The sequence below is a fragment of the Candidatus Roizmanbacteria bacterium CG_4_9_14_0_2_um_filter_38_17 genome, from assembly GCA_002788855.1.
Lineage (GTDB): Bacteria > Patescibacteriota > Microgenomatia.
The window spans coordinates 1-11,663 of the sequence record PFSB01000019.1 but is presented as its reverse complement, the minus strand read 5'-3'; the positions used below and the strand labels follow the sequence as shown (position 1 = coordinate 11,663).

8 protein-coding genes are annotated in these 11,663 nt (G+C 37.8%); 4 read left to right on the top strand and 4 right to left on the bottom strand.

The annotated features are described in order from the left end of the window. The first annotated feature begins 195 nt into the window (after positions 1-195). On the top strand, positions 196-1,185 hold the full coding sequence (locus tag CO050_04520; GenBank protein PJC31033.1) for a hypothetical protein: 990 nt from the start codon (positions 196-198) through the stop codon (positions 1,183-1,185). Between the two features lie 341 nt (positions 1,186-1,526). Here the strand turns inward: CO050_04520 and CO050_04515 are convergent, their stop codons facing one another. From CO050_04515 to lexA, 3 genes are read right to left on the bottom strand one after another with little or no spacing between them, the layout of a single operon-like run. Continuing rightward, on the bottom strand, positions 1,527-3,146 hold the full coding sequence (locus tag CO050_04515) for a restriction endonuclease (GenBank protein ID PJC31032.1): 1,620 nt from the start codon (positions 3,144-3,146) through the stop codon (positions 1,527-1,529). Further along, complete coding sequence (locus tag CO050_04510; protein PJC31031.1) at positions 3,133-6,114, bottom strand: adenine methyltransferase; 2,982 nt, start codon at positions 6,112-6,114, stop codon at positions 3,133-3,135. The genes CO050_04515 and CO050_04510 overlap by 14 nt, the downstream gene beginning before the upstream one ends. Before the next feature lie 19 nt (positions 6,115-6,133). Beyond that, complete coding sequence (gene lexA / locus CO050_04505; GenBank protein PJC31030.1) at positions 6,134-6,736, bottom strand: repressor LexA; 603 nt, start codon at positions 6,734-6,736, stop codon at positions 6,134-6,136. Positions 6,737-6,802: 66 nt separating this feature from the next. Between lexA and CO050_04500 the strand changes: the two genes are divergently transcribed. From CO050_04500 to CO050_04490, 3 genes are read left to right on the top strand one after another with little or no spacing between them, the layout of a single operon-like run. Then, entirely contained in the window at positions 6,803-7,276 is a 474-nt protein-coding gene (locus CO050_04500; protein PJC31029.1) for a hypothetical protein, read from the top strand. Further along, the gene (locus tag CO050_04495) at positions 7,273-8,160 is read left to right on the top strand and encodes a hypothetical protein (GenBank protein PJC31028.1); all 888 of its coding nucleotides are present in this window, start codon (positions 7,273-7,275) and stop codon (positions 8,158-8,160) included. Before CO050_04500 ends, CO050_04495 begins: the two co-directional genes overlap by 4 nt. Positions 8,161-8,167: 7 nt before the next feature. After that, positions 8,168-11,410, top strand: coding sequence for a type III restriction endonuclease subunit R (locus CO050_04490; GenBank protein PJC31027.1), 3,243 nt, complete (start codon positions 8,168-8,170; stop codon positions 11,408-11,410). Between the two features lie 67 nt (positions 11,411-11,477). Here the strand turns inward: CO050_04490 and CO050_04485 are convergent. Then, a partial coding sequence (locus CO050_04485; protein PJC31026.1) for a hypothetical protein occupies positions 11,478-11,663 on the bottom strand: 186 nt, incomplete at its 5' end.

The window sequence follows — 11,663 nt, the reverse complement described above, 5'->3', positions numbered from 1 at the left end:
GTCGTATGTTTATCTCAATAAACTTTATGGTGGTTTATGTTCACTTTTGTTTACAGTTAAAGATTTTCACTCTTTTGCCCGTTTTCACTGTTTAGTGAAAATGCATGTTTGAGTGAAACTGGCTAAAGATTTGACAACTAGCGCCAAACGAAGTTAACATCGGCAAACCTTACAGAAAGGAGCATAATTATGAATATGACAATGAAAAAATCAAAAGGCCGCTTACTGATTGGAGGAGGCGTAGTACTTGCCTTGGCTCTGATTGTTTTTGGCAACTTCAAACTGGAAGGAGCCAAGGATCAGTATTGCCTTGCTCAAACCCATCTTCAGTTCCCGATCACGACTCTGATGGAGGGTGATAAGTGGGATTTTTATACTGGCTGTTTTGACAAGTTGTCGTTTAGGGATTCAGTCAAGCTGCTTTTGGTTGATCAATCAGCTGAGCTAAAAAAGTCTACAGAAATCTCAAAATTGCTGGCAGTGATGGAGAAAAATCCTAACAACGATTCTCAGGTTTATAAGGAAGCACGGCAAAAGTTTTGTTTACTCACTTCCCGATCTGCAGAAGAGCGGGAGCAAGCAGTGGCTAATATTCAAAAGTTTTTGGGATTAACTGATATTCCCGTAGAGTTTCTCTGTAGTAGATTTAATGGTAAGCCCGATGATAGTGGGACCGACTATTCCAGTCCTGCCTCTGAACACTACGAAGCAGCTCGGTTTGCCTTTACTGTCGATCCTAAGACTAACTACATTGTCGAAGTGGGAGAAGCCGAGCGCCGATGGGGAACGAAGGAAGACGGTACTCGTTGGTTCGAAAACATGCCCGAGTACGACGACACACCCACTTATACGACACATGAGGCAATCAAGCCAGTAGCCGAAGCCTTCATGATTAAACATCAGGACATCTTTGGGGTAGACATTACCAAGATGACTTACCAATTCGAAGGCAGGAAGGTTGGCAACTTCTTTGTAAGGTGGATTGATACAAGCAAGCCATACACAAACGATACTGTGGAGTGTGGAGATGTCGACCAGAAGCGAGAGGGTGCTTACCAAAACGATCAGGGGGTATGGTGCTTAAAAAGCACTTATACTCGATACCCGACAGTGAGTATGACCATCATGCAGAGCGGTCAGGTAGCGGTCTACGATAATGACGGCTGGGAGCTAGAGAAGTTGTAGGCCGTTGTAGAATATGAGTATGAAGAAAGTTTTATTATTTGTAGCGTTTTTGGTCGTACTTTTTGCTATCCAGTATTGGTGGTTCATGGGAGCTATGGATTGTGTGGTTAACAGAGCAAGTTCTGGCATTATCATTGACTGGGCGACCATTAAGGATTGTAGTTACTAGCTTCCTGATAATTGCTTTCGAATTCTCCAGATTTTGTTTCCAGGGTACAATTAGCCCAACCAGGCAGCAAACGCCTCGTAAACTTGGCCAAGCGGGGTCAGGGCTCGTGTTTTGCTTGGCAGTTATTTCCAAAATAGAAACAACTGCCTTGGATCCATCGGAGAATACATTTCTAGGAGTGATTATTCTTACCTCTATTTAGCCGTCTTGCTGACAATTTCTTCCAGATGTTTTCAGCAATTTTAATATCACTTGATGATAATCCAAAATTATCCTTTAGAATCTTTTGATTAGTGACTTTCAATATCTCTGATATATCTTTTTTATTTCTTATCATGTTATCAATATCCTCAAGCAAATCTTTATTGTTCTCATTGTAGGGAAGCAATATTTTTTCTGCCTCGTTAGGCATTAACTCTAAGACGCCTCCTCCATGACTTCTTCCACAAATTTCGGCAAACGCTAAAGATAAAGAATTGTAATAGCTTGCGATTAAGGCATTAATATCAATGCCAGGTTTTACTGTAACTCGATGCATTGTGTCAGTGGTGTAAGCCCCAGCTTCGTTAATAATTAATTTTGGATATAAATTATTTCTTCTTATGAAAAGTGCATCTGAAATACGAAGTGAGGGAACCATCTGCCACTCATCCCTAATCCTGCATTTATATCCTTTATTAATTCCTTGATCTTCACCCCATCTAATGTATTTCATGGCACCAGCATGGTTTTTCAGCTCGGACAATGATGGGAATACCAAAAGGTGTGTTCTCGCCTCAGCAATCCTATTTTCTAGCCAATCCTTGTGAGTAAAAATTGCACTAGGAACCTGAACGCTTCTACCCACCAAAGGTTGGGCAAATTTTTCTAAATTGTATTCTTTAACCGTTGAAGCTGAAACTGTAAAAAATGGATTTGAGCCGGTAGTTATTCCTACCTCAACTTTTGCATACTTACCGAGCTTGGGAATTACTTCGCTTTCTTGAAGTCGTTCAATAAAATCTATTTCCTCTTGATCTAGAAAGTAAAAAGTCCATTTATTAGATTTAAAATCAATCTTCTTTTTGGGACTTCTTAAAGTTGTTACATCAAGATTTGATAACTCTTGTGCGCCACTGAGTTCTAAATGCTCGATAAAATGAGAGTCGGAACCATTTTTCTCACAGAGAAGGATTATCACTTCTTGTTGAATTTCTGGAAACACTAAGGTCTTAAAGGAGATAATGTTTATCTTGTTATAGAAATGTGCCAAAAACTCCCTGAGTTGTTGGGCAAAGGAGACTTGTAATAATTCCGCCGGAAGAACAAAACCAATCTTGCCCTTTTCCTTCAGTAACAAACTGGAGCCAATTACGAATGAGACCCAGGCGTTAGTCAATTTTGAATATTTTAATTGGGCTCTTGTGAATATCTCATCAGCCATTTTTTGTTGTTTGCGATCAAAAAATTGATATCTGATGTAGGGAGGATTGCCAATAACGAGGTCAAATTTTTGACTAGATTTGAGACAAAATTCATGAAAATCAGAGACGATAACCTTGCATTTTAAAAGAGCAATCTTTTTTGTTTTCTCAGCCTCTACAGCGTCAATTTCAACTGCGGTGACGCTTTTATATTTATAATTGCCGTTCCTGATTTCTTCCAGAAAAACACCATCACCACAGCTCGGTTCTAAAACATCATTTTCCTTATTGCCATTGAAACCCCATTTTAAAATAAACGCAGCAATGGAATTGGGAGTGTAAAAACCTCCTCGCAATTTTTCCTTAGTAGTTTCATTAATTAGCTTCATACATTTTTGAAATCAATGGAATCTGGTCGTCCATATCATTTAATCCATACAGTCTCACCAGTGCTTGGTTTAATTCGGTTTTTTTAAGATCAAACTCTCTTTGTAGCGGATCGGTCACTCTATGATCACTCCGATTTGTATCTATTTCACCCTGAATCCTTATAAGGTCTTTCTGAGTCGCAGAAATCTGGTCATGAAGGTTTTTCTCTTCAATCTTAGTAAAATCGATTGTTCTTATTGGAAGTCTTTTTAAGACTTTGGTTCCTCTAGCAATGTAGCCGCCTCTGAACACCTCACCAATAAGGGAAGAGTACCATTCAAGATATTTTGAATTAAGCAAAGCCTGAACATAGTAAACAGAATAGGGGAACCCATCCGGTAGGGTTATCATGCAGTAGCCAGCAGTACCACCCGATGATATGAGCGTTCCATAGTAATCAATTGCATACTTGTTTCCTTGGGACAAAACACCAACAATTATTTTTGATGGGACATCGCATTTGTCTAAACTTTGATGTCTTCCAAATCGGTACCACTCATTGTCTGTTTCTGGGGTAGGTTTTATATCACGCTTAGGGTCACTTAGAGCTTCTCTATACGCCATTAAGTATTCATGCATGAAAGGAAATTCAGCTTTTAGCTTATCCATTCTTACGAATTCTATTCCTGAGGTAGTTTTAAGATACGGATAAATAACAAAAGCGTTTGGTTTGAAAGGACGATAGGAATTTAGATTATCGCTACCACTGGAAGTTTTGAAATATGGCCTTGTTAAGGTCTTTTCTACTTTCCATGTTCTTCCGTCTTTTGAAAAATATACATAGGTTTCGTCTTCTTTTGAAGCTGTATGAATATAAATATTGTTAGCACTTGTTTGTATGCCGTTATAAATGTTATCTGAACCGATAAGCTCCTCTAACAATTTACTTTGATTGTTAATAGCCTCATATGCTGGCTTGAGATATCCAGGGACTAAGACCCAAACATCATCATCTAATTCGTCAAACGCAACGGTATCATAATCTCTCAGGTCAATATTTCTAGTTTTCCAACTATTTAAGTCTTTGACTTCAATGTACTTTAATGAAGTTTGTCCATTGTTTTTAAGCACAAGCATGCAGGTATAAGTCGTCTTATCTTGAAATATTTGATTCGCACCAAAGGAAACGATTTCTTCTACAAATTCCTGGCTCCTTAGTAACTCTCGAAGTTTCTGACCAGCCCCTACTTTTGCAAACTTACTCGGAACAATATATCCCAGAAAACCATTCTCCTTGAGGAGTTTGAGTCCTCTCTCGATAAATAAGAAGTATTTATCAAATTGCTTGTGTGAAGAAGTGTAAGTCCTTTTATATATTGGGAGTTCAAGTGGAGTTAGTTGTTTAATGTGTTCTGTTGACATGTATGGAGGGTTGCCAACAATAACGTCAAATTTTGTTTCACCAAAGTCAAAGGGATTAATAGTTGTTCGGTTCTCTCTCGAAGTCTGGGTTGAATCCACTAAGCTATTCCCAAATTGAATATTTCTGTCCAAAAGTGGTAATGCTGGAGTTGGAATAGTAGTACTATCTTCATCTTCAAGAAGCTTAAGTAACAAACCAAACTTGCAAGCCTCAACTGCGTTGAAATCTTTATCAATTCCGTAAAGACAATTTACAAGAACTTGCTTCTTGATTTGAAAGGGAAGTTTGTATGTATTCACGCCCGTTCGAATTAGTGTTTCAGGAGTGGTCTTAAGAAAATAGTCCACCAAATAGTCAACTATGAGTTGGTAGGTTTCTAATAAAAAGGCTCCTGATCCACAAGCAATGTCAGCGAATGACGAACTTAATATCTCCGAATCTGTCTTGCCTTCACAAAACGGAAGAACGGTTTTTCTTAAAATATCCTTAATGATAAAGGTTGGCGTAGTAACAATATCTCGATCGATGTGCTCCGGCTTTTTTGTGAGTGAGATTTCACCACTGCTTATGGTCAACTTCTCTCCTAGGAAAATTTCATAAATATTCCCTAAAATATCTGAGGCAAAAACTGCAAAAGAGTACGTGCTTTCAGGGTAGTAGAGCTGGGAGATTATCGTCCAAAAAGCTGAACTATTGTTTTTGATGACTTCCTCATTTAATGTGTGATTGAAAAGTCCTGAGTTGTACTTTCTATCAGCCTCTCGGAAAAGCTTAATTAAAGTTTCGTAGTTGCCATTACTGGAGAGAAGGGTTTTATATGTTTCAAGGTTTCTGTCTTCACAAACCCGTAGGAAGATAATGCTGTTTATGTATTTTTGTACGAGATCATTTAATTCTGTCTCTTTTAAGTCGGGTTTGTGTGAGAATATCTCTTTTCCTAAAATTAAGCGCCACTGATTAATTTGGGAAAGAAAGAGGTCGTCAACACTGAAAAGCTTAAGTTGTTGCTCAATGTATTCCCAGGTTTCATCAAATGAACCAGTGTAAACACTGTCGTGGCTTAGAGATATCTTGATGTCTTCAAAGGCTTCTTCGTATTCGGTGAAATGATAAAGTTTTATTCGAGATTTTGAAGCATGATCAGTTTCTTCCACTTTGGCTGAGCAATCATAAATTGCTAAGTATTCAAAGTTGGAAAGCACGGAGATTTTTAATTTTGAAGTAAAGCCATAGCGTCTGACTTGCTTCGCAGGTTCATTGTCCGTGTCGATTTTGACACTAGGTTTTTTAGCTTCTAAGTAAAACTTTCTTTCAGAAAAAAGACGAAACGTGTAATCAGGCTTTTCTGTGGTGGAATAAATATCTTCTTTCAATGATTCTTCAACCAAAACCTCTCTTTCGTTTGTAGACTTACCATTAACATTCTTAATGTCCCATCCTAGAAGTTCAAAAAGAGGGTCTAGAAAATCAATTCTTAATTGAGCCTCTTTGTAGTCGGCTTTTAAGTATGCATCTCTATTGGATTTATATTTTTCGACTAATTGGGTAATTGTTACATTGTTCATATTGCTTAGTTCATTGTATCTAATTACCACCTCTTACTAAACCTACAAACACACCTCTAATCTCAAGTTGCTCTGGAATGATGGTTTTATATTTTTGGTTTCTTGGTTTGAGTACAATTTGACCATTGTCCTTGCTAAGGATTTTGAGAGTTGCGCCCTTTTCTGTTATGCCAACAACAACCTCTCCAATATTAGCAGTCATTTGATGTTTTATGAGAACAACATCGTTATCAAGAACTCCCATATCGATCATGCTGTCACCCCTTACCTTGAGAGCATAGTAGGAGTCGTTCTTGTTCAGCTTGATATTAGTTGGAATTTGAATGGGTTCTGAGTCTTCAATTGGTTCTATGGGCTCTCCGGCTGCGATAAAACCTAGTAGGGGGACCGTTTGTTTTTGTACAGTAGGCGTGATTCCGCGACTTTTATGTGGATCTCGCTTAAGATGACCTTTTTTCTCCAATTCCTGAATAAAATACTGAGCAGTACTCAGATTTTCAGTTTTCAGAAACGAAGCAAGTTCTTTTAGAGAAGGAGAATAGCCTTTTGTTGTGATAAAGGAGCTTATGAAATCCAGGGCTTCTTTTTGTCTGTTTGTAAGAGGCTTGACGGACAAGGGCATATTATGATAACTTTATGATAAATCTACAGTGATGTCAAGCGCGACATCCAAAGAATATAAATGTCTATGAAACAATTACTGATCATCCAAGCTAAACCAAATCCTTCTGGTAAAGACCGCCTTGGGAATGTTGTTCCTTCCTCTCAACTTGCTGGAGAATGGGTCGATTTTAAAAATTCCGGGGATGAAGATTATCCACTACAAAATATCAGACTTCATCATATTGCTTATACCGCTCAATATCCTAACGGCGTTTGGGAAGAAGTAATGATCTTTAGAGGAGTTTTGGGAGTAAGTAGAGTTATAAGGGTGCATTCGGGTGGTGAAATTCCGTTAGAAAATCTATATCAAGTTGACCGATCTGGTGCTGACTATCATTTGTTTACTGGCGGCAACTATATCTGGAACAATAATCGACCTGACTCTCCGCGCTTGGTTTTACAGCAAAATAATCAAACACATGAGCTTGACCGTGCTTCTTACTCTGCATATCCCCCAGAAGGAAGAGTGCTTAAACGGGTTGGAAATAATCTACTATGAGAACACAAAAAATAAATGAACTGATTGCTGTGAAGTTACTACTTGGTGAGGCAACAAAATCTGTACAAGGAACAGGGATCCAAAGGGCTTTTTCTATCTTACATGCACATGACGCATTGGAATGGATGCTCCAGATTACTTATGCACACCCCAAAGTTGGAGGAAAAAAGAAATCAAAAATGTATATTTCTGATTATGCAAAAGAAATTGATAAAGCAATTCCTGACTTAATTGATATCGGAAATGTCTCAAAACTGAATTCTATGAGGGTTGCGTTTAAACATGACCTCATTTTCCCAGATCCGGATGTAACAAAAGAGGTAATTTTATGGGCAGATAATCAAATTAATACCTTGGCACAAAGTATATTTCAAACAACTTTGTCTGATGTTGATTTAATTGTTGCAATTGATGATGGTCAAATTAAGACAAAAATCAATGAGGCTGACAGTGATATTTCAAACGGGAAAACGGCGGAAGCGTTTTGTAATTTAGCTGTGGCCTTTGAAATGGTGAGATATAACCTCCAAGAAAACTTAGAGAAGGCAACTGGGAAAAGACCAATTTTTAGAACAGACTTTGGTTTTTCCAGTTCATTTTTTCTCCATCTAGATGCAATTGGTGGAGATTTTTCTAAGGCATGGGATCAATTAATAAATGGAGTTGAGTATTTGGTAGACATATCTTTTGTTAGTACGCTTGGCGTTAAGATGAACGATTACTTTCAATTTTTATCAGTAACTCCGAGACCCATGAGAATGATGAATGGTGAGTACCATTGTGATATTTCGGAAAAAAAGTCAAAGGAAATCACGCCATCAAATTATAAAAACGTCAGAGATTTCGTGATAGATGCAGCATTGAAACTGCAAACGAGGGTTTAATGGCTTTATGAACATGACAATGAAACACACTAGAACTGCCAAGATTAAGATTCCTGAGTTGCTCCTCTATACCAAACATTGGGGGAAAAATAAGTTAATTCAGCTCGCACAAAAGGAAGAAATTAAGGAAGTTGAGGTTTATCAACAACCTGATAAACCTGGGGTGTTTGTGGCCAAAGACGAATTGGATAGGCTTTACTATTTAATACTACCAAATGAAAAAGCTGAACTCAGAGGAAAAAACGTTTTAAGAGTTAGAGGAATCTCAAATATTGAAAACTTGAATTCAAGTACTGAACTAAAGTGGGAAAAGCACATAGCTCAAAATGCGCCGCAGACACCCCTCGAAATAACTAAGTCATGGGCAAATCAATTCATCTTTAAGGAGGAAACGGATGGAGAACCTGGTTTGAGACCCTCACAATTAGGAGCATTGCATGCAATTGCCTCGCACTGGTCAGTTAAGAAAAACTGTGGCACGGTTGTGATGCCGACAGGGACTGGTAAGACAGAGGTAATGTTATCAACCTTGATCTATTCCCAATGTTCTAAAGTTTTGATCTTGGTACCTAGCTCGATATTAAGGCAACAGATGTTTAGCAAGTTTTCAAACCTAGGTTGTTTAAGAGAGGTTTGTGTTGTTAATTCAGGAATTTTTAATCCAAGAGTAACTTTAATCGAGTCAGGAATTGGCAATATAAAAGAAGCAAAGGAGTTAATAACAAATTCTAATGTAATAGTCACCACATCTCAGGCCTTACACAATTTTCCTGATCAAATTAAACAACTATTCTCTCAAGAATGTTCCCATCTTTTTATTGACGAAGCACACCATGTTCCAGCACAAACGTGGGGTGATATTAAAAATCTGTTTAAGGAAAAGCAAATTTTGCAGTTTACTGCAACACCCTTTAGAAGGGATGGTAAAAAGATTGAGGGCGATATTATTTACAACTATCCACTTGGAATGGCACAGGATGACGGATATTTTAAGAGGATTAATCTTATTAAAATTGAAGAGTTTGATGATAATGAAGCTGATGAAAAAATAGCAAAATTTGCGATAGACGCTCTAAAAGTAGACTTGTCGAAGAATCATGATCACTTACTGATGGCTAGGTGCAGTAATAAAACAAGAGCTGAAGAAATAATCAGGATTTATCAGAAATTGGCCCCTGAATACAATCCTATATCAGTTAATTCAGATCTGACCAAAAAGGAGATACGAGAATCGCTCGATAAACTCAATAACAGAACCAGCAAGATAATAGTTTGTGTTGACATGTTGGGCGAAGGGTTTGATTTGCCAAATCTGAAAATCGCCGCTTTGCACGATACTCACAAAAGTTTAGCAATTACTTTACAGTTTATAGGTAGATTCACAAGATTCTCTAAGGATGTGGATGACGCTACTGTCGTCATTAATATCGGTGATCCTAAAGTTGGTAAAGAGCTAGAAGCTCTATACTCAGAGCCCGCTGACTGGAATAAGCTTATTAAAGAGAAGAGTGAATCCACCATACAAAGGGAGATCGATTTTCATGAATTTATTAACAATTTCTCTGGAGAGTTGTCTAAACATATTTCGCTTTGGAACCTAAGACCTTCTTACTCCACCTTGGTATATGAGACGAAATGTGAGAGTTGGACCCCCCATAAGTTTTCTGAAATTATTCCAGATAAATATTTGCATTGGCATGCCATAAATCACGACAAGAAGGTGCTAGTTGTTGTGATTAGTAAGTCTGAAGATGTGAAATGGGGTAGATACAAGGATATAAAAAATCATAGTTTTGAACTGATAGTTGCTCATTGGAGTGAAGAACACAAGGCACTTTTCTTACAATGCAGCGATTATGATGCCATTAACTCGGCCAAACTTTCCACATTGATATGTGGAGATTCTACAAAACCTAAAAACGGATCATATTCGTTTAATATATTTTCTGGTGTCCAAAGGACATTGGCAAGGAACTTAGGTGTATCAACTGTTGGAAAGATCTCCTACACAATGCACTTTGGTATTGATATCACTACAGGCTTATCATCTTTAGATAAAGCAAAGGGTGGAGTTCTTAATAATATTTTTGGTTGGGGATACGAAGACGGTGAGCGAGTTTCAATTGGTTGTTCAGCAAAGAGTGGCAAAGTTTGGTCTATGGGTGGTGGAACAATCATGGAATGGAAGAGTTGGTGTCATCGAATTGCGAACAAGATTTTTGATAATGAAATAAAAGAAAGTGAGATTATCAAGGACTTTTTAAGACCCAAAGCCTTAGAAAAAAGACATTCTTCAATAGCCATATTAGCTCAATGGGGAGAGAAAATATTATCTGCTGACGAGGACAATATTTTGGTATGCTTTGGTGATAAAGAATATAAGCTTTATGAGGTTGATCTTGAGATTACAGACTTTAAAGATAATGGTCCTATTTTCTTTAAAATATTTTCCAAAGACGAAGAGTCATTTTACAAAATTAGTTATGGGGAGAAAGCTGTTTATAGTTTGGTAAAAGGGAAAAAAGTAAGTATCAAGAAATATAGTAAGGATGCCATCCCGTTTATTGATTATGTCGAAACTGACCCGATAACAATTATTTATTCTGATGGTTCCTTCACTTTTAATAATTACCACGTTCCCACGCCGCCCCTGAATCAGTTTTTCGATAAACAGAAGATAAACGTTCTTGACTGGAATAAGACTGATATTCAGATCGAATCCATGGGTAAGGACGGTGATATGAAGAGTATTCAGCATAGAGTTGCAGAACATTTTAAGAATGACCATGAAATCATGTTTAATGATGATGCTTCAGGGGAAGCGGCTGATATCATTGCCCTCAGAAAAGAGTCAAGTGACTCCTTTAAACTGCATCTCATTCATTGTAAGTTTTCTTCAAAACCAACACCTGGCTCGAGAGTAGAAGACTTTTATGCACTTTGTGGTCAGGCTCAAAAATGTATCAGATGGAAACATAATGGTATGGAGTATTTGGTAGACCATATGAAGAGGAGAGAAGATAGTTGGCAAAAAGAAAACAAGACACGGTTTATTAAAGGGACCATGAGCGACGTTAATAAGCTTAAGAAGTTTGCGAGGCTTGCCAAAAAGTTTGTGTTTGAAGTATCCATTGTCCAGCCAGGTCTCTCCAAAGATAAAGTATCAGATGACATAATACAGTTATTGGGAAGCACTGAAGATTATCTAATAAAAACATCAGGGGCAACTTTTAATGTTATTTCTTCCTAGAATGAAGACTCTGTTGACATCTCCTTTCCTAATGTCAACAAAACCGTCAAAAAGTTGACATCTACTCTCAAGCTTGTAGAAACCTATTCACCTCTTTATTCGTCCACTCCGGATACTCCAACTCTCCAACCCAATCAATTCGTCCGAATTCATACCATCGTTCGAGCCAGATGGATTGCCTCGGCAACAAAGCGTCTTTTTTTGTTGATTTGTCGGGCAATTCTGCATGTTCGAAAGTTTCTAATGCTTTAAT